Here is a 22,973-nt window from a genome sequence, read left to right on the forward strand (position 1 = left end):
GGCAAAAGGCCCACCATCTGGATCGGACAAGGGTGAGATCGGCGATGACAGGCGGCAGATTCCGGGCAGGGGCGCTGAGCGCTGTTGTGGCGGCGGCATTGCTGAGCGGCTGTGGTGACACGGCCGAGCTGGCCCGCCGCGGCGATATCCCGATGGAGAGCTTTACCGCCGAGCAGATCTTTGAACGCGGCGAATACGAGTTGAACCGGCGCCAGGCGGATCAGGCGGCCTTCTATTTCGGCGAGGTCGAGCGGCTTTATCCCTATTCGGACTGGGCGAAGCGCGCGCTGATCATGCAAGCGTATTCCTATCACCAGGGAAAAGACTACGAGAACAGCCGCGCCAGCGCGCAGCGCTATATCGATTTCTACCCGACAGATGACGATGCCGCCTATGCGCAGTATCTGCTGGCGCTGAGCTATTACGACCAGATCGACGAGGTGGGCCGCGACCAGGGGCTGACCTTCCAGGCGCTGCAGGCGCTGCGCGCGGTGATCGAACGCTACCCCGACAGCGAATACGCCAAATCGGCGGTTCTGAAGTTCGACCTGGCCTTCGACCATCTGGCGGCCAAGGAAATGGAGATCGGGCGCTATTACCTGCGGCGCGATCATTACACCGCGGCGATCAACCGGTTCCGCGTCGTGGTCGAGGATTTCCAGACCACGAGCCACACCGCCGAGGCACTGCACCGGCTGGTGGAAGCCTACCTGTCACTGGGCCTGACCGACGAGGCGCAGACCGCAGGCGCCATCCTGGGCCATAACTTCCGCGGGACCGACTGGTACGAGGACAGTTACAAGCTGTTGACCGGACGAGGCCTGGAGCTGAAGGCGGCTGGCGACAGCTGGCTGCGGCAGATCTATCGCCAGATGATCAAGGGGCAGTGGTTGTAGGCCATGGGGGATGGTGGGGTGCACCCACCCGACGGGTGACATGCTGCGCAGCCTTGAAATTCGTGACATGCTGATCATCGACCGGCTGGACCTGGATTTCCAGCCGGGCCTGAACGCGTTGACCGGCGAGACCGGGGCAGGAAAGTCCATCCTGCTCGACTCGCTTGGTTTCGTGCTGGGCTGGCGCGGGCGCGCGGAACTGGTGCGCGCAGGGGCCGAACAGGGCGAGGTGATGGCCGTGTTCGACCTGCCCGAGGGGCACGCGGCCCATGCCATCCTGGAGGAAGCGGGCCTGCCGGCGGGTGACGAGCTGATCCTGCGGCGGGTGAACACCCGCGACGGGCGCAAGACGGCCTGGGTAAATGACCGGCGCTGTTCGGGCGAGGTGCTGCGGCAGCTGTCGGAGGTTCTGGTCGAGCTGCATGGCCAGCATGACGATCGCGGGCTGCTGAATCCGCGCGGGCACCGGGCGCTGCTGGATGCGTTTGCCGGCGCCGAGGAGCAGTTGGCGGGGCTGCGCGCGTTGTGGAATGCGCGTTCCAAGGCCTTGAAAGAGCTGGAAAAAGCACGCGAGCGGATTGCCGCGGCGCGCGAGGAGGAGGATTTCCTGCGCCACGCGGTGGCCGAGCTGGACATGCTGGACCCGCAGCCGGGCGAGGACGAGGCGCTGGACACGCAGCGCCGCCGGATGCAGGGGGCCGAGAAAGTGCGCGAGGATATCGCGCGCGCCCTGCAGGTGCTGCAAGGCGAGGGCGGTAACGCCGAGGGCGCGGCGGGCGATGCGCTGCGCTGGCTGGAAGGTGCGGCCGGGCCCACCGAGGGCCTGCTGGACGAGCCGATCGAAGCGCTGGGCCGTGCCCTGAACGAGCTGGCCGAGGCCAGCGACGGGGTGAGCCGGGCGCTGGATGAGCTGTCGTTCGATCCGCATGAGCTGGAGGCGTGCGAGGAGCGGCTGTTCGCGATCCGGGCCCTGGCGCGCAAGCACGGGGTGCTGCCCGACGAGCTGGGCGGCTTTGCCGGGGAGTTGCGCGGCCGGCTGGCGGCGCTGGAGCAGGGCGATGCCGACCTTGCCGAGCTGGAGAAGGCGGCGAGGGCCGCGCAGGCCGCCTATGACAAGGCCGCGGGCGAGATGCGCGACATCCGCCGGAACGCGGCAGGAAAGCTGGACAAGGCGGTGATGGCCGAACTGGCACCGCTGAAGATGGAGCGCGCGGTGTTCGCCACCGAGATCACCGAAGCCGAACCGGGCCCCGAGGGCATCGACGCGGTGAGCTTTACCGTGGCCACGAACCCCGGCGCGCCGTCGGGGCCGCTGGCCAAGATCGCCTCGGGCGGGGAGCTGAGCCGGTTCCTGCTGGCGCTGAAAGTGTGCCTTGCGCAGGGTAACAGCGGCATCACCATGATTTTCGACGAGATCGACCGCGGCGTGGGCGGAGCCACGGCCGATGCGGTGGGCCGCCGCCTGGCCGAGCTGGCCGAGGGCGCGCAGGTTCTGGTGGTGACGCATTCACCGCAGGTGGCGGCCAAGGCGGCGCATCACTGGCGGGTGGAAAAGCGGGTCGAGCGCGACATGACGCTTTCGACCGTGGTGCCATTGATGAGCGGTGAACGGGTGGACGAGATTGCCCGGATGATCTCGGGTGATCAGATCACCGACGAAGCCCGCGCCGCGGCGGAACGCCTGATCGGATAAGCGAAAAGCGGCCCCGTCAGGGTTAGCGCCAATACGCTGCGCCATTGCCCATCGGGGACCGCTTTCCGTTGGCCGGGGGACACCGACCGGATTTGAAACCGCATGCCCGGAAACCCGAAGCTGCGCATTAAGTAAAATTTCTGGCCCTGAGGCAGTTTGAAAATGTCTTTGTGAGGTCACATTGGCCGAGTCGCGGACGGCTGTCATACCCCATATGGGGTAAACCCCGCGTTTCAGAGATATCTTTCCACCAATTCAATCACTTCAGGCCATCTTTGGAAGAAGATCAGCTGACCTGAATCCTCGTAGGTGGTGAAATCGATCCAGGGGTAGTCCTGCCTCAGTTCGGTCAGCGTGTCGCGCGGGATCTGCGGATCCTGTAAGCCGTTCAGGAAATGCACGGGCACCTTGCCGCGGATACGCTCGACCGGGCCGCGCCAGTCGGTGGTTTCCTGTTCGATCACTTCCGCCGAGAAGGCGGCATGGGCGATGTGGTCCTTCGACAGCGAGACCTCGGAGCCGACGACCATGGCTTCGAACACCTCGGGGTTTTCGAAGGTTTCGACATCGGCGGGCGAGTTACCATAGACTGCGTGCACGAAGGCGCGTTTGCCCAGCCGGCGCGCCAGCGCGAAGCCGGCCTTGACCATGAAGGGCAGCAGATGCGGGGTGTAGCGCGCGCCTGCGAGGATGAAGCGGTGCCATTTCTCCATCCGCTCATACTGTTCGGCCCGGGTGAGGGGCAGCACGCCGGCACAGGCGATCAGGGCGCTGACGCGGTCGGGGTAGGCATCATGGAAATGGGCGGAAAAGAAGAAATCGCCGCCAAGCGAGATCATCGGCAGGCGGTCGATGCCCAGGTGATCGAGCAGGTGGGCATAATCCTGGGGGATGACCCTGGAAAGTTCACTGCCACGCGGCAGGGGCGTGGATTGCCCGAAGCCCGCGCGCACCGGGACGACCACCTTGATCCCGCGGCGCGCGGCTTCGGCTTCGGCCGAGGCGGGCCAGCGGGTGAGGCCGTAATCCTGCGGACCGAAGAAACAGGGCCGTCCATCGGGATCACCGAGGATCAGGTAGTCGAACCGCCGCCCGTCCGGCAGGGTGAGCGTTTGGAAGGGGCGCGGTTCAAGCGATTGGAAGCCCCTGGAGTGGCTGGGTGCCGCGGCTGCCGCGTCCTGGGTGAAGGTGGCGATGTCCATGGTCGAGAGCGTGAGCCGCACCAGTTCGGCCTGGCTTCGGGTTTCGGTTTTCGACTGGAGCGATTTAAGCTGCGCGCGCACGGTTTCCACCGAGCGGCCACGTATATCGGCGATTTCCTTGAGTGAATGGCATTCGGAGAGTGCGCGCAGGATCTCGGTTTCCGCATCGGTCAGTTCAAACACGCTCTTGAGAAAACCGTCGAACCCGTCGGGCCAGATCAGTTCGGAGGTGACGGCGACAACGAAGGGGGCGGCATCGGCCGGGCGGATGACGCGAAGCTGGATCACCATAATGCGCGATTTGCCGGTGACACGGGCGCGGAACATGGTGGGCAGATCGACATTCGATTGCAGCATCCGCGCGATCTGCGCCTGCAGGGCATCGAGATCATCCTCGTCCAGCGGCAACTGGCCGAGCGACTGGCCCGGGCCGAGCGACAGGATCGCGGCAGCGGGCGGGTTGACCGCGCCGATAGAGAGATCGCGCATCACGGTAAAGGCAGCGGATTTCTCGAACCGCGAGAGAAGGTCGGCACTGTCGCTTTCGGCGCTGCGGTCGGGGTCGATGCTGTCGAGCAGTTTCGAGGCGCGCTGGAAATGAGATTCGAAATCGATCGCGGTCAGCGCGATGGGCGTATCGAGGCCCTTTGCACGCCGATAGGGGCTGATCATGGTTTCCCACTGATCGAGCAGTTCCTCGTACCGGATCGGATCGACGGCGACGTCATAAAGCCGGTCGATTACGTCCTGCGCGAGCGCGTTCGGATTTTCCGCGCGCGTGCCGTTGGTTGGCAGTTTGGCATTCATGATGCCGTTGTCCCCCTGATCACCGGGCGAAACTATAGCGCAGATCGGGTTTTTCCAAGGGAAACAGACTGTTTCGGTTTTGGGCGCGCTCAGAGCCGGCGCGGGGCGGATATCGAGAAGAGCTCGGACGGGTGGAGCACGAGATCGAGCCCGAGCTTGAGGCAAACGGCGAGCACCAGCAGGGCGAGCAGGATGCGCAGCTGTTCGGCCTTGAGCAAAAGGCCGATGCGGGTGCCGATCTGGGCGCCGATCACCCCGCCCACGAGCAAGAGAACGGCCAGCACCGTGTCGACCGTGTGGCTGGTATAGGCGTGCATCATCGTGGTGTAGGCGGACACGAAGATGATCTGAAAGAGAGAGGTGCCGACTACGACCTTGGTTGGCATACCGAGGATGTAGATCATCGCGGGTACGACGACGAAACCGCCGCCCACCCCCATGATGGCCGAGAGGACGCCGACGAAGAAACCGACGAGCAGGGGCGGGAAGACCGAGATGTAAAGCCCGGAGGCGCGGAAACGGAACCGCACCGGCATGGCATGCACCCAGTCGCGCCCGCCTTTCCTGCGTTTGGGCTGGGGGCCTTTGACCCGGGCCTTGCGGATGGCGTTCAGGCTTTCCACGAACATCAGCGCGCCGATCAGGCCGAGAAATACGACGTAGAAGAGATTGACCAGCAGATCGACCTGGCCGAGTTGGCGCAGCAGGTTGAAAATGTAGACCCCGACGGTCGAGCCGGCGAGGCCGCCCACCATCAGCGCGATGCCCATCGGGAAATCGACGGTGCGGCGTCGGATATGGGCGAGGATCGCCGAAAAGGACGAGGCTACGATCTGGTTGGCGGATGTGGCCACGGCAACGGCGGGCGGAATGCCGATGAAGAACAGAAGCGGCGTGATCAGGAACCCGCCGCCCACGCCGAACATGCCTGAGAGCAGGCCCACGACGAGTCCGATCGAAAGAAGGAGTGGGCCGTTCACCGACACTTCGGCGATGGGCAGATAGAGTTCCATGGGACCCGGATGTGCCTGTTTGGATATGCGCCGCGCCTACGCCTGTGCCGGGGCGGTGGCAAGAGAGCGGGCCCGTCAAACCCCGGGTCTGCGTCAGTTCGCCCCGCTCGGAGCCGGCGCCATCAGTTGCGGGGTGGGACCATCTTGCCGGGGTTGAGGATATTCTGTGGGTCGAGCGCCTGCTTGATCGCGCCCATTACCTGCCAGCCCTGGCCGTGTTCCGCCTGCATGTATCCCATCTTGCCCACGCCGATGCCATGCTCACCGGTCATCGTGCCGCCCATGGCCAGAGCCCGTTCGACCATCCGGTTCGAGGCGGCCTTGACCCGTTCGAGCGCGGCCTGATCCGCGGGGTCGAACATGATGACCGAGTGGAAATTGCCATCGCCGACATGGCCCAGGATGGGGCCGTAAAGGCCGCTGTCGCGCAGGTCGGCGGCGGTTTCGTTCACCGCTTCGGCCAGCCGGGAAATGGGCACGCAGACATCGGTGACCAGCGATTTCCAGCCCGGCCGCGCCGCGTAGATCGCATAGGCGCCATTGTGGCGCATGGTCCAGAGCGCGTTGCGGTCTTCGGGCCGGGTGGCCCAGTCGAAGCCGTGACCGTTGTGATCGGCGATGATCGCGCCGAAGGTTTCGGCCATTTCGGCCACGCCCGTTTCCGAGCCGTGAAACTCGACCATCAAGTGCGGGCATTCGGGCATGGAGGCACCGGCATAGGCGTTGAACGCCTTGGCGGTTTCGGCATCCAGCAGCTCGATCCTGGCCATGGAGAGGCCCATCTGGATGGTGTCGATCACCGCGCGCACGGCATCGTCGACGGTATCGAAGGCGCAGATCGCGGCGGTGATCGCCTCGGGCTGGCCGTGAAGTTTGAGGGTGAGCTCGGTAATCAGGCCGAGCGTGCCTTCGGCGCCGACGAAGAGGCCGGTAAGATCGTAGCCCGCAGCAGTTTTGCGGGCGCGGGTTCCGGTGCGGATGATGCGGCCATCGGCGAGCACCACTTCGAGCCCCAGCACGTTGTCGCGCATGGTGCCGTAGCGCACCGCGGTGGTGCCGCTGGCTCGGGTCGAGGCCATGCCGCCGATCGAGGCGTTGGCGCCGGGATCGACGGGAAAGAACAACCCCGTAGCGCGCAGTTCCTCGTTCAGCGCCTCGCGGGTGATGCCGGGCTGCACCGCCACGTCCATGTCGCCCTGGCGCAGGTCGAGCACCCGGTTCATGCGCGAGAAATCGACGACCACGCCGCCGGAGAAGGCCACCGCCTGACCTTCAAGCGAGGTGCCGGTGCCCCAGCCCACGACCGGCAGTTTGTGCGCGGCGCAGATCCTGACCAGGTCCGAGACCTCTTGCGTGGTTTCGGGATAGGCCACGGCATCGGGGGGCGTGGTGGGGAAATACGTCTCGGAGCGGCCATGCAGTTCCAGATCGGACTTGGACAGGCTGAGCCGTTGGCCTAGTAATGTGGACAACTCGGCAAGTGCAGCTTGAATCGGCATAATTTCCCCCGGCATGTGTTTGCCGAAAGCCTAAGGGAAGCGGGTGGCGCGGGGAAGGGGAGCCCTTTTCAATTTGCTTAAAATTGCCCGAAGTTGAGGAGCGATGACGCAGAAACGGGGATCCTTCCTGTCCGAAAGCCTGGCCAAGGGCTGGCAGGACCTTTGCCGGGGCGTCGAGGTGTTGCGGGACCGCGGGCCGAGCCATTTCCAGTTCTGGCTGATCGCGCTGGGTATCGGGATCGGCGCGGGGTTTGCGGCGCTACTGTTCCGCACCGGGATCGAGGCCTTGCAGAGCTGGGCCTATGGCACGGAAAACGTGAACCGCCTGCATTCCTTCGTCGAAACGCTGCCCTGGTACTGGGTGCTTGCCATCCCGGCGCTGGGGGGCTTGGCCGTGGGGCTGATCCTGCATCATTTCACGGATGACGGGCGGGTGCGCTCGGTCGCAGAGGTGATCGAGGGATCGGCGCTTTACCAGGGGCGGGTCGAGGGCAAGGCGGGGCTGGCCTCGGCCGTGGCGTCTATGATCACGCTGGGCACCGGCGGATCGACCGGGCGCGAGGGGCCGGTGGTGCATATGGCCGCGCTTGTGTCGACCTGGGTAAGCGACCGGATCCACGCCAATGGCGTGACTGGGCGCGATCTGCTGGGCTGTGCGGTGGCCGCGGCGGTATCGGCCAGTTTCAACGCGCCGATTGCCGGGGCGCTTTTCGCGCTGGAGGTTGTGTTGCGCCATTTTGCCCTGCATGCCTTTGCGCCGATCGTGATCGCATCCGTCGCCGGCACGGTGATCAACCGGCTGGCCTTCGGCGATGTGACCGAGTTCACGCTGCCCGGCACCTCGGCGCTGGAATTCTATGTCGAGCTGCCGGCCTACCTGATCCTGGGGCTGGTCTGCGGCGTGGTGGCGGCGGCGCTGATGCGATCGGTGTTCTTCGCCGATGACGTGGCCAGCCACATGCAGGCGCGGGTGGGGCTGCCGCGCTGGCTGCGCCCGGCGATCACCGGGCTGATGCTGGGCGGGCTGGCGATCTGGTTTCCGCATATCGTCGGCGTGGGATACGAGACGACGAGTGCCGCGCTTACCGGGCAGCTGGTGCTGCACGAGGCGGTGGTGTTCGCGGTGCTGAAGGTGGTGGCGGTGGCGATCACCATGGCGGGCCGGATGGGGGGCGGGGTGTTTTCGCCCTCGCTGATGCTGGGGGCGCTGACCGGGCTGGCCTTTGGCCTGATCGCCACCTCGATCTTCCCCGAGGTTTCGGGCTCGCACACGCTTTATGCGCTGGCGGGCATGGGGGCGGTGGCGGCGGCGGTGCTGGGTGCGCCGATCTCGACCACGCTGATCGTGTTCGAGATGACCGGCGACTGGCAGACCGGGCTGGCGGTGATGGTGGCGGTCAGCATGTCGACGGCGCTGGGATCACGGCTGGTGGACCGGTCGTTCTTCCTGACCGTGCTGGAACGGCGCGGCGTGCACCTGGCGGCGGGACCGCAAGCCTATCTGCTGGCGATGTTCCGGGCGGCGGGCCTGATGAAACCGCTGGGCGACCGCGAATGCCCCGAGGAGGCCGAGCTGTGGGAGATGGTGCAGGACGGCGTTTACGTGGACGCCAATGCCACGTTGGAAACCGCGATGCCGGTCTTCGAGCGTTCGGGCGCGGCCTATCTGCCGGTGTTGAGCATCGCGGGCGAGGATCAGCCCCCCGAGCTGTGGGGGGCATTGTGGCATGTCGATGCTCTGAAGGCCTATAACAAGGCGCTGGCGGCGACGGCGGCGGAAGAGCATTCGTGAGATGGCGAGAGGTGGGTTGAAAACCCACCCTACGCTGTCAGACGCGTTCGACGGCGACCTTGTCGCTGACGTAGAAGGCCAGGTGATCCTTGATGCGCGCGACGTCCTCGTTCGGGGTCTCGTAGGACCAGGCGGCGTTTTCCAGGGTGGTCGATTTCGTCACGATCGAGAAATAGGTGGCCTCGCCCTTCCAGGGGCAGGTGGTCTTGTGATCGCTGGCATCGAGAAAGGCCGTGGCGATATCTTCGCGCGGGAAATAGATCACCGGGGGCAGGTCGCCCTCGGTAAGTTCCAGGGCATTGCGGGTTTCGCCCAGAACGGCGCCGCCGGCGCGGACGACCCAGGTGCCGGGCGCACGGACGATGGTGATTTTCGGAGCCATTGGCCAATTCCTTCCCATTTCGGATTGCCCCGCAATAGCGCGTGAATGTTGCGCAATCGTGTCAGAGGGGCTCGGTTGCTTGCGCCAACCATAGACGAGCGGCATCGGAAACCCGAGGGCTGATTTTGTCGCGGCAGGCAGCATGGTAGCGGTTGAGCCAGTCGATCTCGCCCGCGGCCATCATCGCGGGCAGGATCAGCCGGCGGTCGATCGGCACATAGGTGAGCGTGCGGAAATCGAACATCTCGCGATCATCGGCGCCGTCGAGGGCGGCCGCCTCGTGCACGACGATCAGGTTTTCGATGCGGATGCCGAAGGCGCCTTCGCGGTAGTAGCCCGGCTCGTTCGACAGGATCATGCCGGGTTTGAGCGGCACGTCAGAGACCCGCGAGAGCCGTTGCGGGCCCTCGTGGACGCAGAGATAGACGCCGACGCCATGGCCCGTGCCGTGGTTGAAATCGAGCCCGGCAAGCCACAGCGGGTAGCGCGCCAGCGCATCGAGATCGCGGCCGGCGAGGCCCTTGGGAAAGCGTGTGCGGGAGATGGCGATCATGCCCTGCAATACGCGGGTGAAGCAGCGGCGTTCCTCGTCCCCCGGCGCGCCGACAGGCAGGGTGCGGGTGATGTCGGTGGTGCCGTCGATATACTGGCCACCCGAGTCGACGACGATGAGCTGGCCCTCATCCAGCCGCGTGTTGCTGTCTTCGGTCACGCGGTAATGCATCACCGCGCCATTGGGGCCGGTGCCGGCGATGGTGTCGAAGCTGACATCGAGAAGCGCGTTGGTGGCGCGCCGGCAGCCCTCGAGCGTGGTGACCACGTCGATCTCGGTGATCGTGCCAGGGGGCTGTGCGTCGAACCAGGTGAGGAACTCGACCATCGCAGCCGCGTCGCGCAGGTGCGCCTCGGTCGTGGCGGCGATCTCGGCCGGGGTCTTGCAGGCCTTGGGCAGGATGCAGGGATCTTCGCCCCAGGCGTGGGAAACGCCGGCCTCGTCGAGTTCCTGCACGATGAGGATCGGCGCGGTCTTGGGATCGACGCGCACGGTGCCGGTGAGCGAATGCAGCGCGGGCGCCAGCGCCGCGGGCGGGCGGATGGTGACCTGGGTGCCCAGATGCGCGCGCAGGCTGTCATCGACCTTGGCGGCATCGGCAAAGAGCGTCAGATGCGCGTTGTCGTGCAGGATGGCGAAGGCGTGTGGCACCGGGTTGCGCGGAATATCCGAGCCGCGGATGTTGAGCAGCCAGGCGATGGAATCGGCCAGGGTGATGACAGCGGCCGATTGCCCGGCCTCTTTCAGGGCCTGCGCCAGGCGGGCGCGTTTGGCCTCGTGCGTTTCGCCGGCGAGATCGGCGGGATAGGGGGTGATGCGGCCCCTGGGCGGTTCCGGCTGATCGGGCCATATCATGTCGACGAGGTTGGCATGTGGCGCGAGCGTGATGCCCTTGGGCGCAAGCGCGGTTTCCAGGGTGCTGATCTCGTCCGGAGTGTGCAGCCAGGGATCGTAGCCCACCGTGCCACCGCCGGGCAGGTGATCGGCGAGCCAGTGCTTGAGCTGGGTTTCGGGCCAGGGCACGGGGGTGAAATGCGCCAGGTCGATCTGGCGTTTCACCTGCGTGCGATAGCGCCCGTCGATGAAGACGCCGGCAATGTTGGGCAGCACGGCGCAGAACCCCGCCGAGCCGGTGAAGCCGGTGAGCCAGGCGAGCCGCGCGTCGCGGTCGGCTACGTATTCGCCCTGGTGCGCGTCGGCGCGCGGCACGAGGAACCCGGCGAGCCCCTCGGTTTTCATCAGCGCGCGGAGCGCGGCGAGGCGATCGGGCCCCTGGGAGGGGTTTGCGGTGTCTTCGAAGCTCTGGAACATGGAATCCCCTGTCGTTTCGGGTATCGAACCGCGAAACGCCGCGCGGCGCAACGGGGAATGGGAGAAGATGGCAGGCCGACACAGGCCCCTTGGGCGGCGGGTGGGGGCCAGCCCCCACACCCCCGGGATATTTCTGGCAAGATGAAACAGGCGGACGGCGCCGCCCGCGCGGCGACGCGCCGGGCTGTCATGCCGTGCGGGGTCAGCCTGCCTTTTTGATACCGAGGAAGCGGGCGCGGGCGCGCGGATCGGTGTCAAACAGAGCGGCGAGCTGTTCGGTCATGGCGCCGGCCAGCTGTTCGACATCGGTGATGGTGACCGCACGTTCATAGTAGCGGGTTACGTCATGGCCGATGCCGATGGCCAGCAATTCGACGATCTTCTTCTTCTCGATCATCGCGATCACGTCGCGCAGGTGTTTTTCGAGATAGTTCGCCGGGTTGACCGAGAGGGTGGAATCATCGACCGGGGCGCCATCGGAGATCACCATCAGGATGCGGCGCGCCTCGGGGCGCATCAGCATCCGGCGGTGTGCCCATTCCAGCGCTTCGCCGTCGATGTTTTCCTTCAATAGCCCCTCTTTCATCATCAGGCCGAGGTTGGGCCGGGTCCGACGCCAGGGGGCATCGGCGGATTTGTAGATGATGTGGCGCAGGTCATTGAGGCGCCCGGGCTGTTGCGGGCGACCGGTGCCGAGCCATTTCTCGCGGGATTGGCCGCCTTTCCAGGCGCGGGTGGTGAAGCCCAGGATCTCGACCTTCACGTCGCAGCGTTCGAGCGTGCGCGCAAGCACGTCGGCGCAGATCGCGGCGATCGAGATCGGGCGGCCGCGCATCGAGCCGGAATTGTCCAGAAGCAGCGTGACGACCGTGTCGCGGAACTCCATGTCCTTTTCGATCTTGAAGGAGAGCGGCGTGGTCGGGTTGGCGACGACGCGGGCCAGGCGGCCGGCGTCGAGTATGCCTTCCTCGCGGTCGAACTCCCACGAGCGGTTCTGCTGGGCCTGAAGCCGGCGCTGCAGCTTGTTCGCGAGCCGTCCGACGGCGCCTTTGAGCGGGTCAAGCTGCTGGTCGAGATAGGCGCGCAGGCGTTCGAGCTCGGCCGGTTCGGCCAGGTCCTCGGCGGCGATTTCCTCGTCGAACTCGGTCTCATAGGCAGTGTAGTCGGGATCGGCATCCGAGAGCGGCGCGGGTGGCGGCGGTTCGAGCGGGGCCTCGCCATCGGGCATGTCGGCCTCTTCGCCCATTTCCTCGTCGGCCATCTCGTCCATCGAGACCTGGGCCTCGGCAGCGTCTTGCTGCTCGTCCTGGGTCTGGTCGGGGTCGGCTTCGCCGGTCTGGTCCTGGCTCTGCTCTTCGCCGGCGTCGTCCTGGTTTTCCTCTTCCTCGGCCTCGTTGTCCTGATCGTCCTGGTCTTCGTCGGGCGCGTCGGGGTCATCGCCAAGCTGATCGCCATAACCCAGGTCGGTAATCACCTGGCGCGCGAAGCGGGCGAAATCAGCTTGGTCGGAGATCTTGGCCTGGAGGTCTTCGAGCGTGCCGCCGGCTTGTTCCTCGATGAAGCCTTCCCAGAGCTGCATGACGTTTTTCGCGCCTTCGGGCAGGTCGCGGCCGGTGGCCATGTGACGGACGAGATAACCGGCGGCGGCAGCCAGCGGCGCGTCGGCGGCATCGGTGATCTGGTCGTAACCGCGGCGGCGGGCCTCGTCCGCGATCTTGACGTCGATATTGCTGGCGGTGCCGGGCATTTCGCGGGCGCCCATCGCCTCGCAGCGGGCGGTTTCCATCGCCTCGTAGATGTCGCGGGCCATGTCGCCGGCGGGGGCGAATTTCGCATGGGTGGCGGCATCGTGGAATTTGTGGCGCAGCGCCAGTGCATCGGCGGTGCCACGGGCGAGCAGCACCTCGTCGCGGGTCATCCGGCGGCTGACCTGCGGCAGGCGCATGTTGTCGCCCGAGAGCCCAGCGGGATCGACCGAGTAGGAGACCGACAGTTCCGGATCGTCGGCCATGACCTTGGTGGCCTCGGCCAGCGCCTTCTTGAACGGATCGGCGGGGTTGTCGGAGGGTTTGCTCATCAGATCATCCTTGGCCACGCGCTCATCGGTCCTTGCGGACCGCCTCGCGAGGCCCGCGCGCAAGGGCGGGATGAGCGATCCCGGCTCACCCCAGGCTCACGCTGGCCGCGCTTTCGGGCAGCTCTTCGTCGAAGCAGCGCTGGTAGAACTCGGCCACGGTCTGGCGTTCGAGCTCATCACACTTGTTGAGGAAGGTCACGCGGAAGGCATAGCCGACGTCGCGGAAAATCTCGGTGTTCCAGGCCCAGTTGATCACCGTGCGCGGGCTCATCACGGTCGACAGGTCGCCGTTCATGAAGGCAGTGCGGGTCAGGTCGGCGACCGTGACCATCTGGCTGACCTGCTGGCGGCCTTTTTCGGTGTTGAAATGCGGCGCCTTGCCCAGCACGATCATGGTTTCGGCGTCGTGGCTGAGATAGTTCAGCGTGGCCACCAGGCTCCAGCGGTCCATCTGCGCCTGGTTGATCTGCTGAACGCCGTGATAGAGACCGGTGGTGTCACCGAGGCCCACGGTGTTGGCGGTGGCGAACAGGCGGAAATACTTGTGCGGGGTGATGATCTCGTTCTGGTCGAGCAGGGTGAGCTTGCCATCGGTTTCCAGCACCCGCTGGATGACGAACATCACGTCGGCGCGGCCGGCATCGTATTCGTCGAACACGATCGCGGTGGGATTGCGCAGGGCCCAGGGCAGGATGCCCTCGTGGAATTCGGTGACCTGCTTGCCGTCTTTCAGCTTGATCGCGTCCTTACCGATCAGGTCGATCCGGCTGATGTGGCTGTCGAGGTTTACGCGCACGCAGGGCCAGTTGAGCCGCGCGGCGACCTGTTCGATATGCGTGGATTTCCCGGTGCCGTGGTAGCCCTGAATCATCACCCGGCGGTTATGCGAAAAGCCGGCGAGGATGGCGAGCGTGGTGTCGGGGTCGAACTTGTAAGTCGAGTCGATGTCCGGCACGCGGTCCGAACTGTCGGCAAAACCCTTGATTTTCATGTCCGTATCAATGCCGAACACGTCACGAACCGAGATTTCCTCGGTCGGTTTTGCATTGATGTCGATCGATCCGTCCGCCATGTCTTTTCGTCCTTCAAGTCCGGGCCATCTGCCAACCTCGCTGTGGTGCAACAAATCGCGGCCAAGGGCAAGGGGAAGGGGGCACTGCAGCAACGCTACCGCCATATGACGCGGCGGCGCCGGGGATGCCCCGCGGCAACTTGCACGCTGTGCGGGGCTGGTCAACCGCGCGGTGTTGCGGCCATAAAAGGGTATATAGGCAGCACGGAGTGCAGGCTCAATGGCGGAACGGTTCGCTCTTTTGCACGAGCTTTACGAGGGCAGCAGCGCGCGGGCGCACCGGTTCCGCTATGCGCTGTTGATCTTCGACCTGATCACGATCGCCTTCGTCATCGTTACCTCGTTCTTCGAGCATACCCTGGCGATCGAAATCGTCGACGCGGTGTTCGGCGTTCTGATCCTGACCGATTTCATCATCCGCTTCCTGATCGAGCCGAGGAAGAGCCAGTATTTCCTGCGTCCGGTCATCTGGGCGGATATCGTGGCGATGATCTCGTTCCTGGCGCCGATCGCGGGCGAGGGCTTTGGGTTCCTGCGTATCCTGCGCACGCTGCGGCTGTTGCATACCTATCAGCTTACGGCGCGGCTGCGGCAGGATTTCCGCTATTTCCGCGATCATGAGGACGTGATCCTGGCCACGGTCAACCTGAACGTATTCCTCTTCGTTATGACCGGGCTGATCTATGCCACGCAATACGGCCATAACGACCAGATCCGGAACTATGCCGATGCGCTTTACTTTACCGTCACGACGCTGACGACGACGGGGTTCGGCGATATCACGCTTGACGGCACGGGGGGGCGGCTTTTGTCGGTGGCGGTGATGATTGTCGGCATCACTCTTTTCCTGCGGCTGGCGACGGCGCTCTTTCGCCCGCGCAAGGTGCGCCATACCTGCCAGACCTGCGGGCTGAGCCTGCATGACCCGGATGCGATCCATTGCAAGCATTGCGGCGCGCCGGTGCGCATCGAGACCGAGGGGATGGTGTAACGCCCAAGTGTCGGGGATGTGATTTGCCTTGAGCGGCGCGCGCCCGCACCCTGCGCGGCAGGAGGGACGGCCATGAAACGACGTTTTCTGATCGGCACCGGCATTTCGGCGGCGGCGCTTGGGCTGGCGGGGATGATGCCGCGCGCGGCCCGCGCCTTCGAGGTTGAGCGCAGCGACGCGGAATGGCGCGCTATGCTGAGTCCGCTGGAGTACAAGGTGATGCGCCGGCAGGGCACCGAACGGGCCTTTACCTCGCCGCTGGACAAGACTTACGCGAAGGGCACCTATCACTGCCGCGGCTGCGACCTGCCGCTTTATTCCAGCAAGCACAAATTCGACAGCGGCACCGGCTGGCCCAGCTTCTGGAAGGCGCTGCCCAAGGCGATCGGCACCATGCCGGACCGCACCATCTGGGGCGTGCACACGGAATGCCATTGCCGCCGCTGCGGCAGCCACCTGGGCCACATCTTTGACGACGGCCCCAAGCCCACGGGCAAGCGGCACTGCATCAATGGCGTGAGCCTCGTGTTCAAGCCGGCGTGAGCGTAATTTGCCCTTCTGTACCCGGGATTTACCGAATATGCAGAAAGTTTATGGCGGTGACCGGCGCAATTCATAATTATCGGGGGCGTCATCGTCCCTTACAATTGACGCAATAGGCGGCAGGGCCATCGAAAACAGCCCCCCAGCGTTTCGAACGGGCCCTGTCGCCACCTTTTTCACGACATGCTGAAAAACTGCGAAAACGCTGCACGCGGACTGTGCGCCGCGCGTCGATGCTGAATGCGAGAGACACGAGCGGAGGCAGCGATGAAGTGGAATTTCGACTGGGGTTATGTGGGCGCCATGGGCGCGGTCGTGGGGCTGTGCGGGGTTGTGGTGGCCGGGGCGATGCTGGCGGTATTCGGTTGGAGCATCACATCATCGGTTCCGGCCTGGCTGTTCCTGCCCGGCGCGGGCGCGGGCGCGGCGCTGGCGGGGATGGCCACGGCGGGCCTTTTCGGACATCAGGGTGTCCGGGGGTTCGCGCTGGCGATCCTGGGATCGCTGGCCGCGACGGTTCTGGGGGCGACGCTGGCGGGGATCCTGCTCTTGTCCCCGCACAGGATGGACCTGGTTGCGGCGGCGCTGTTGTTTTCGCTCTTCTCGCCGGTGGTTCTGTTGTGGCTGGGGGCAATGGCCCTGGCACATTGGGCCGCGACGCGCCTGAGGGACGCGCAAGGATAAGCGGCCCTGGGCCCAACTACTTGAAGTTGCGGCTGTCTTTCAGCTGATCCCAGGCCCACATGACCTCTTGCAGCTGGTCTTCCTGGCTGCGGTCGCCGCCGTTCATGTCGGGGTGCAGCACCTTGATCAGCGCCTTGTAGGCCTTGCGCACCTCGATCTTGGTGGCGGTGTCCTTGATCTCGAGAATCTCGACCGCACGGCGTTCGGTGGGCGGCAGGCGGCGGCTGCTGCCGCCTCGGGCCTTGCCGGGGTTCTGCGTGGCATTGGCGCCGAGCACCTGGTGCGGATCCTCGATGCCGAGGCGGGCCCAGGCGCGGGCCTCGGGGTCGCCCAGCGGCTTGGTCTGGCGTTCCCAGACCTTGTCCTTGGACATCTGGGCGTTCAACTCGGCCTCGGTGGTGCCGTCGAAGAAGTTCCACTTGAGGTTATATTCGCGCACGTGGTCCTTGCAGAACCAGAAGAAATCATCGAGCACGTCGGGCGCTTTCGGCGCGCGGTACTTGCCGGCCTCGGTGCAGCCGTCCTTCTCGCAGACGCGGACCGAGGTTTCGGACGCACCGGACATACCACGACGCCCGCGAGGATTTTTCTTCTTCGCGGACGAGACGGACATATCGAAACCGAAGGGATCGGGTTTGCGCATTTCTGAACACCTTTTCGACTCGGACCCGGGAGTTTACCGTAATGAGCGGAAACCGGAAGAGGGCAGGGAGCAAAAAATGGGGAAGGAAGCGGAGATCCGCAAGGCCCTGGAGGCGGCTTTTTCAGTACAAGAACTTGAAATCGTGAATGAATCGCATCGCCATGCGGGCCATGCCGGCGATGATGGCACCGGCGAGAGCCATTTCGCGGTGCGCCTGCGCGCGCCGGAACTGGCGCCGATGAGCCGCGTGGCGCGCCATCGCGCGGTGCACAAGGCGCTGGGACCGGACCTGGTGGCGTCGATTCACGCGCTGGCGCTGGATCTCGGGTAACCTAGTCGCGGTCGGGGCGGAGCTCGGGGTCCGGCTCTTCTATGCGCTCGTCGGCCCAGGCCGGATCCTGGTGATCCTCGGCGTAGTCGGCTTCGGGCAGGATGTCTTCGGCGGGCGCGTCGATCTCGGGTTCGTCCGACTCTAGCGGGGCGGCGTTAACGGTATCTTCCTGCGCCGGGCGCGCGGCGTCGAGGGCGCGGCGGAAGACCAGCATGTCGCGGTAGACGGTGTGCGAGGAGGTCAGGCCCTGGCGTTCGTCCGAGGGCAGGGTTTCGGCGCGCTGGAACTCCCAGCCTTCGGAGGCGTGTTCGTTCATAAGTTCCTGGATTGCAAAGGCAAAGCGGGCTTCGGGCCCCTTGAGACCCTTGCCCTTGCGCCCTTTGCGCGGGGCCGGGACGACCTTGTATTCGTAGCGTGTCATGCGCCCGTTCCGTCAGTTCACATCCGCGCCGTCATAGCAGGACGTGCAGGCGGTTTCCAGCACGGGTTAACGGGGCATTCTGGCACCGTGCAACGGGGTTAAGACGAATTTTCTGCGAAAATTCGGGGGGTGACATGCGTATGACATCCGGCTGCCCTCTGGCTGCCGGGCAATTGGCAAGGTTTCATTGACAAAGAGATGAACGCGGCGCGCGGCAGGGGTGGCGGGCTGAAGCCCGCCTTACTTGCGGCGGATGCCGATGGGGTGGCCGACATGGGCGGGCACGGGCATGTCGCGATGGGCCGCCATCAGCGCCTCCAGGTTGGCCTGGATGTCGGGCGGCATCGGGACGACCTTGGGGCCCGACTGGTCGACATGCAGCGAAAGCCCTTCGCCGGTGGCGGAAATCCAGCCCTCTTCGTGAATGAGTTCCTGGTAGAAGTGGAAGCTTTTCGGCGTGTGGTCGAGCAGCTGGAAGGTGACGACGACCTTGTCGCCTTCGTGGATCTCGCGGACGTAGCGCATGTGGTATTCGGCCGAGAACGTGGTGCAGCCGGTGCGCGCGCGATACTCGGGGCCGAAGCCCAGCTCCTCCCAGATCTGGTCGACGCCGCGATCCATCAGCACGTTGTAGAAGGCCATGTTGAGATGGCCGTTATAGTCGATCCATTCCGGTTCGACCGTCATCGGGGTTGAGACGAAGGGTTTGGCGAAGTCTTTGGTCATCAGAAGGGTTTTACCACGACCGCCCAGAGGATGGCGATGGCCACCAGGACGGAAATTTCGTTGAAGACGCGCAGGAAGAGGTCGCTTTCGCGGAACTCGCCGCGCCTGGCGCGGATCACCAGCGCCCCGGTCCAGACGTAGTGGACGGCGAGCAGGGCGACGAGGCCCAGTTTCAGATGCGTCCAGGGGGCGAATTCCCAGATCGACCAGGCGAGCCACAGCCCGGTGATCACCCCGATCACCGCGAGCCCCGCCGAGAAGCGGTAGAGCCGGATGGTGAGATCGCCCAGCGGGCCGAACGCGCCCAGGCGCGCGTATTCGCGTTTCCAGTAGATCAGCGCGCGCGGCACGGCGAAGACGGAGGTCATCCATCCCATGACGCAGAGAATGTGAATGATCTTGAGCCAGTCCATGGCCGATGTGTGCCCTGTCGGCCACGGCGGTGCAAGTGCCTTTGCGCCGCGCTGCGGCGGGATGCAGAGGTGCATTTCCCAGCAGAATAATACAATCTCAGGTTGTTTTTGTGTCTGAATATGGAGGGTAACATGAAGACGACACTGATCCGCTGGAGCAATATCCATGAGCATGGGCCGCTTTGGTACAATCACCACAAACTGCGCAAGCAGATCTTCGTGGACGAGGCGGGATGGGACATTCCGCATAGCGAGGAAGTCGAATGGGATCAATATGATACGCCGCTGACGACCTATGTCATCACGCATGCGGGGGACCGGGTTCTGGCGGCCACGCGCATCCTGCCGTGCAGCTTTGCCGCGCGGGGGCAGAGCTATATGATCCGGTATGCAACCCTGGGTAGACTTGATTCGATTCCCGAGACGATTCTCGATCGTCCGGCGCGGACCGGGAAAAACGACTACGAGATCACCCGATTCACCACCGACATGAGCCTGCCGCGCGACGAAAGGACCGAGGCGCTGCGGGTCTGCGCCGTGGAGTCGGTGCATTTCCTGAACGCGGTCGGCGCCGAGCACGGGCTGATCCTGATGCCGCCGGGCTTTGCCGGGTGGTTTCGGCGGATCGGCATTGGCGTGCGCCGTGTGGGGCCGGTGACGGAAAACGCGCGCGGCGAGCGGTTCTGCGTGATGGAGGGGCGGGCGCCCTTCTGGCTGGAGGCGAAGGAGCCCGGGCGCGAGGCGGCCTGATCACGAAAAAGAAACACGGCGGCAACCGGGTGGCCGCCGCCGTGTTTCGTTCCGGTGCGTGCAGGCCCAGGCGGCGGAGCGCCCCACCAGCGGCGCGGCGAAGTGGCGATGCCCGCGCGGGCCGCGCCGCCCGATACTGTTCTTGGCTAGGATCGGGTCAGAGCCCGAGTTTCGCCTGCACCAGGTCGTTCACCGCCTTGGGGTTGGCCTTGCCGCCGGTGGCCTTCATCACCTGGCCGACGAACCAGCCGGCAAGTTTCGGGTTCACCTTGGCCTTTTCGACCTGGGCGGGGTTGTCGGCGATGATCTGGTCGAGCGCGGCTTCGATCGCGCCGGTGTCGGTGACCTGTTTCATGCCGCGCTCTTCGACGATCTGCGCCGGGTCGCCGCCTTCGGTATAGACGATCTCAAAGAGGTCCTTGGCGATCTTGCCCGAGATGGTGTCGGACTTGATCAGCTCGATGATGCCGCCCAGCTGCGCCGGCGAGAGCGGGCTTTCGGAAATGTCCTTTTCGTCGGTCTTGAGACGGCCGAAAAGCTCGTTGATGACCCAGTTGGCGGCCAGTTTGCCATCGTCGCAGGCCGCGACGACCTGTTCGAAATAGCCGGCCGAGGTGGTGTCGGCGGTGAGCACCGAGGCATCGTATTCGGTCAGGCCGTAATCACCCATGAAGCGCGCCTTTTTCTCGTCGGGGAGTTCCGGGAGGTTTGCGGCGATGTCGTCGACCCAGGCCTGCTCGATCTCGAGCGGCAAGAGGTCGGGGCAGGGGAAGTAGCGGTAGTCATGCGCCTCTTCCTTCGAGCGCATGGAGCGGGTCTCGCCCTTGTCGGGATCGTAGAGGCGGGTTTCCTGCACCACTTCGCCGCCCTCTTCGAGGATCTTGATCTGGCGGCGGGCCTCATACTCGATCGCGGCCTGGATGAAGCGCATGGAGTTCATGTTCTTGATTTCGCAGCGCGTGCCGAGGTGGCCGAAATCCTGGGTTTCCTGGTAGCGTTCGTAATCGCCCGGGCGGCAGACCGAGACGTTGACGTCGGCGCGCAGGTTGCCGTTCTGCATGTTGCCGTCGCAGGTGCCGAGGTACCGCAGGATCTGGCGCAGCTTGGTGACATAGGCGGCGGCCTCTTCGGGGCCGCGGATATCGGGGCGGGAGACGATCTCCATCAGCGCCACGCCGGTGCGGTTCAGGTCGACGAAGGACATGTGCGGGTCCATGTCATGGATGGATTTGCCGGCGTCCTGTTCGAGGTGGATACGCTCGATCCGGACCTTGCGGGCCACGCCCGGGCCCATGTCGACGAGAATTTCGCCTTCGCCGACGATCGGTTCGTAGAGCTGGGAAATCTGGTAGCCCTGCGGCAGGTCGGGGTAGAAATAGTTTTTCCGGTCGAAGGCGGATTTGAGATGGATTTCCGCTTTGAGGCCGAGGCCGGTGCGCACCGCCTGCTCGACGCAGAATTCGTTGATGACGGGCAGCATGCCGGGCATGGCGGCATCGACGAAGGCGACGTTCGAGTTGGGTTCGGCGCCGAATTGGGTGGAGGCGCCGGAAAAGAGCTTGGCCTTGGAGGACACCTGGGCGTGCACTTCCATCCCGATAACGAGTTCCCAGTCATGCTTCGCGCCCGCGATAACCTTGGGCTTCGGGGTTTCATAGGTGAGATCGAGCATCGGCTTACCCTCTGTCTGCGCAACGCTGAGCGTTCTAGGACAGGGGCGCGCCATGGGCAAGCTGGAAAGGCGGGCGCGCAGGCGCGGCATGGGCGAGGGCCTGAACCCCATCGCGGGGTGCGGGATGCGGCCCGTGGTGGCGGGCGCTGCCGGCGCGCGGCGCCGGAACCGAACCGGCCGGACGCTGATCCCGCCTTGGGCTTTCAGGTTTTTCGCGGGTATTCGTTGCCGGGCCAATCCGTTTCGCGGGTCACGGTCCCGCGCGCGCATGACAGCGCCTGTCTGACAGCATCCTTGTCACTTCAAGCCCTTCTGATAACCTGACGGTATCTTGGTTGTTCAGCATTGTGCGCTTGGCGGACGTCGTTTCCGTATGAGCAGTTTTCTTTCGACGCGAAAAACCGGGGCGCGCAGATCGGCGCGACTTGTCCGGCGTGATCGTAATTGAAGATGAGATTTTCTTGGGGGCGGAAATGGCGACGTATTATTTCTATTGGTATAACGGATATGATTATGCCTACGGGTACACCCACGACACCGATGGCAGTCAGGGGCTTTATACAGGCTTCACCTACAACAGCACTGACGAGAACGGGTTCCAGTTAACCTACTACGTCTATGACGTGGCGGATGGAGATGTCGAAGGTTTGGGTGGCGAGGACTACACCGCATATTACTCCTACTACGACTTCGAGACTGGCCAGACCGATACGCCCTACTACTTCGAGAATTACGGGTACTCTACCACGTCGGCGATGCTGGGCAGTTATGAATACGTGGATTTCGGCGACGGCGATTATTCCGAAGGTTTTTTCGGATATTTTGGCTACTACGAGGCCGACGACGAAACGTTCAGCGTGTTCGACATCTCGGGGACGATGTACACGGACGTGAACGGCGATGGACAGGGCGCGGACGACCAGGCCGGGACGCCCGGTCAGACCTTTACCATTGGCCTCTACAACTGGATTGATACCGGCGATGGCACCGTCCAGGAAGGTGAGCTGACGTGGCTCGACGAGACCGAGACCGACGAAGCGACAGGCGTCTGGTCCTTCAATGGCCTCGGCGCGCTGGCGGCCGGGCATGTACTTCGTGCGCGCGGAGGGCGAGGATGGCTGGACCCAGACCTTCGGCAATGACGGCTACACCATCGTCGCGCGTTCGGGGAGCGACGTGACCGGCAACGATTTCGGCGCGCAAGAATTGAACACGGCGCCGGTCGCCAACGACGACAGCTACACGATGCGCCCGGGCGACGTGCTGAACATCGCGTCGCCGGGCGTTCTGGCGAATGACACCGACCCGGATGGCGATGCGCTTGTCGTCGTCTCCTACCAGTCGCCGAGCAACGGGTCCCTGGTGATGCGGACGGACGGTTCGTTCGACTACACGCCGGACTCCGGCTTCATTGGCAGCGAGACGGTGACCTACACGATCAGCGATGGCTTCGTCACGAGTTCGGGGAGCCTCACGATCGAGGTTGCCAATGCGGCGCCGGT

At 64.6% G+C, this 22,973-nt stretch carries 22 protein-coding genes and 1 pseudogene (1 of these 23 only partly in view); 11 read left to right on the forward strand and 12 right to left on the reverse strand.

All coding sequences use genetic code 11. The features are described from left to right. Window positions 1-44 precede the first annotated feature (44 nt). Together E0501_RS03040 and recN are read left to right on the forward strand one after the other, a co-directional pair. Window positions 45-896 carry an outer membrane protein assembly factor BamD gene (locus E0501_RS03040; RefSeq protein WP_137699867.1) on the forward strand — a complete coding sequence of 284 codons (852 nt, stop codon included), beginning with the start codon at window positions 45-47 and terminating at the stop codon, window positions 894-896. Between the two features lie 40 nt (window positions 897-936). Next, window positions 937-2,589, forward strand: a complete 1,653-nt coding sequence (gene recN / locus E0501_RS03045; RefSeq protein WP_137699868.1) for a DNA repair protein RecN — start codon at window positions 937-939, stop codon at window positions 2,587-2,589. Between the two features lie 233 nt (window positions 2,590-2,822). On the opposite strand, the gene E0501_RS03050 is transcribed toward recN, so the two are convergent. The 3 genes from E0501_RS03050 to E0501_RS03060 form a co-directional block, all read right to left on the reverse strand. Then, complete coding sequence (locus E0501_RS03050) at window positions 2,823-4,598, reverse strand: LuxR C-terminal-related transcriptional regulator (RefSeq protein WP_137699869.1); 1,776 nt, start codon at window positions 4,596-4,598, stop codon at window positions 2,823-2,825. Between the two features lie 89 nt (window positions 4,599-4,687). Continuing rightward, window positions 4,688-5,611, reverse strand: a complete 924-nt coding sequence (locus E0501_RS03055) for a sulfite exporter TauE/SafE family protein (protein ID WP_137699870.1) — start codon at window positions 5,609-5,611, stop codon at window positions 4,688-4,690. Window positions 5,612-5,733: 122 nt separating this feature from the next. After that, entirely contained in the window at window positions 5,734-7,110 is a 1,377-nt protein-coding gene (locus E0501_RS03060) for an FAD-binding oxidoreductase (protein WP_137699871.1), read from the reverse strand. Window positions 7,111-7,213: 103 nt separating this feature from the next. Here E0501_RS03060 and E0501_RS03065 point away from each other — a divergent pair, with 103 nt between their 5' ends. Continuing rightward, window positions 7,214-8,902 carry a chloride channel protein gene (locus E0501_RS03065; RefSeq protein WP_137699872.1) on the forward strand — a complete coding sequence of 563 codons (1,689 nt, stop codon included), beginning with the start codon at window positions 7,214-7,216 and terminating at the stop codon, window positions 8,900-8,902. Between the two features lie 37 nt (window positions 8,903-8,939). On the opposite strand, the gene E0501_RS03070 is transcribed toward E0501_RS03065, so the two are convergent. The 4 genes from E0501_RS03070 to cobS all read right to left on the reverse strand — a co-directional run bounded on the left by E0501_RS03070 (window position 8,940) and on the right by cobS (window position 14,297). Further along, window positions 8,940-9,284 carry a DUF427 domain-containing protein gene (locus E0501_RS03070; protein ID WP_137699873.1) on the reverse strand — a complete coding sequence of 115 codons (345 nt, stop codon included), beginning with the start codon at window positions 9,282-9,284 and terminating at the stop codon, window positions 8,940-8,942. 61 nt (window positions 9,285-9,345) lie between these two features. Continuing rightward, on the reverse strand, window positions 9,346-11,148 hold the full coding sequence (locus tag E0501_RS03075; RefSeq protein ID WP_137699874.1) for an aminopeptidase P family protein: 1,803 nt from the start codon (window positions 11,146-11,148) through the stop codon (window positions 9,346-9,348). Window positions 11,149-11,350: 202 nt separating this feature from the next. Then, window positions 11,351-13,225: a cobaltochelatase subunit CobT gene (gene cobT, locus E0501_RS03080; RefSeq protein ID WP_137699875.1), complete on the reverse strand. Its 1,875-nt coding sequence runs from the start codon at window positions 13,223-13,225 to the stop codon at window positions 11,351-11,353. A gap of 85 nt (window positions 13,226-13,310) precedes the next feature. Continuing rightward, on the reverse strand, window positions 13,311-14,297 hold the full coding sequence (cobS, locus tag E0501_RS03085) for a cobaltochelatase subunit CobS (RefSeq protein WP_137699876.1): 987 nt from the start codon (window positions 14,295-14,297) through the stop codon (window positions 13,311-13,313). 220 nt (window positions 14,298-14,517) lie between these two features. Between cobS and E0501_RS03090 the strand changes: the two genes are divergently transcribed. The 3 genes from E0501_RS03090 (at window position 14,518) to E0501_RS03100 (ending at window position 16,515) form a co-directional block, all read left to right on the forward strand. Continuing rightward, window positions 14,518-15,288, forward strand: a complete 771-nt coding sequence (locus E0501_RS03090) for a potassium channel family protein (RefSeq protein ID WP_193555870.1) — start codon at window positions 14,518-14,520, stop codon at window positions 15,286-15,288. Between the two features lie 72 nt (window positions 15,289-15,360). Beyond that, window positions 15,361-15,831: a peptide-methionine (R)-S-oxide reductase MsrB gene (gene msrB / locus E0501_RS03095; protein WP_137699877.1), complete on the forward strand. Its 471-nt coding sequence runs from the start codon at window positions 15,361-15,363 to the stop codon at window positions 15,829-15,831. A 267-nt stretch (window positions 15,832-16,098) separates the two neighbouring features. Next, window positions 16,099-16,515, forward strand: a complete 417-nt coding sequence (locus E0501_RS03100) for a hypothetical protein (RefSeq protein WP_137699878.1) — start codon at window positions 16,099-16,101, stop codon at window positions 16,513-16,515. A 16-nt stretch (window positions 16,516-16,531) separates the two neighbouring features. Here the strand turns inward: E0501_RS03100 and E0501_RS03105 are convergent, their stop codons facing one another. After that, window positions 16,532-17,158: a J domain-containing protein gene (locus E0501_RS03105; RefSeq protein WP_137699879.1), complete on the reverse strand. Its 627-nt coding sequence runs from the start codon at window positions 17,156-17,158 to the stop codon at window positions 16,532-16,534. Between the two features lie 76 nt (window positions 17,159-17,234). Here E0501_RS03105 and E0501_RS03110 point away from each other — a divergent pair, with 76 nt between their 5' ends. Then, a complete protein-coding gene (locus E0501_RS03110) occupies window positions 17,235-17,489 on the forward strand; it encodes a BolA family protein (RefSeq protein WP_137699880.1) in 255 nt (84 codons plus the stop codon). A 1-nt stretch (window position 17,490) separates the two neighbouring features. Here the strand turns inward: E0501_RS03110 and E0501_RS03115 are convergent, their stop codons facing one another. From E0501_RS03115 to E0501_RS03125, 3 genes are all read right to left on the reverse strand, one after another. Beyond that, complete coding sequence (locus E0501_RS03115) at window positions 17,491-17,910, reverse strand: DUF4177 domain-containing protein (RefSeq protein WP_137699881.1); 420 nt, start codon at window positions 17,908-17,910, stop codon at window positions 17,491-17,493. A gap of 240 nt (window positions 17,911-18,150) precedes the next feature. Beyond that, complete coding sequence (locus E0501_RS03120) at window positions 18,151-18,636, reverse strand: thioesterase family protein (RefSeq protein ID WP_137699882.1); 486 nt, start codon at window positions 18,634-18,636, stop codon at window positions 18,151-18,153. Continuing rightward, entirely contained in the window at window positions 18,636-19,049 is a 414-nt protein-coding gene (locus E0501_RS03125; RefSeq protein WP_137699883.1) for a CopD family protein, read from the reverse strand. Before E0501_RS03125 ends, E0501_RS03120 begins: the two co-directional genes overlap by 1 nt. 132 nt (window positions 19,050-19,181) lie before the next feature. Here E0501_RS03125 and E0501_RS03130 point away from each other — a divergent pair, with 132 nt between their 5' ends. Then, window positions 19,182-19,799, forward strand: a complete 618-nt coding sequence (locus E0501_RS03130) for an acyl-homoserine-lactone synthase (RefSeq protein ID WP_161594533.1) — start codon at window positions 19,182-19,184, stop codon at window positions 19,797-19,799. 157 nt (window positions 19,800-19,956) lie between these two features. Here E0501_RS03130 and gatB read toward each other — a convergent pair whose 3' ends face one another. Continuing rightward, entirely contained in the window at window positions 19,957-21,471 is a 1,515-nt protein-coding gene (gene gatB / locus E0501_RS03135) for an Asp-tRNA(Asn)/Glu-tRNA(Gln) amidotransferase subunit GatB (protein ID WP_137700829.1), read from the reverse strand. A gap of 473 nt (window positions 21,472-21,944) precedes the next feature. Between gatB and E0501_RS03140 the strand changes: the two genes are divergently transcribed. The 3 genes and pseudogenes from E0501_RS03140 to E0501_RS03145 form a co-directional block, all read left to right on the forward strand. Then, on the forward strand, window positions 21,945-22,613 hold the full coding sequence (locus E0501_RS03140) for a hypothetical protein (protein ID WP_205123438.1): 669 nt from the start codon (window positions 21,945-21,947) through the stop codon (window positions 22,611-22,613). Then, window positions 22,558-22,944 (forward strand): annotated as a pseudogene (locus E0501_RS21795) (Ig-like domain-containing protein); the annotation flags it as partial. The gene E0501_RS03140 and the pseudogene E0501_RS21795, both read left to right, overlap by 56 nt. Window positions 22,945-22,960: 16 nt before the next feature. Next, window positions 22,961-22,973: the 5' end (the start) of an Ig-like domain-containing protein gene (locus E0501_RS03145; RefSeq protein WP_407943397.1), read on the forward strand. 1,877 nt of this gene lie beyond the right edge of the window; the window shows 13 of its 1,890 coding nt (coding positions 1-13); the start codon lies at window positions 22,961-22,963; the stop codon falls past the right edge of the window.

Origin of the sequence: Marimonas lutisalis, assembly GCF_005434965.1 — a bacterium.
Classification (GTDB): Bacteria; Pseudomonadota; Alphaproteobacteria; order Rhodobacterales; family Rhodobacteraceae; genus Marimonas_A; species Marimonas_A lutisalis.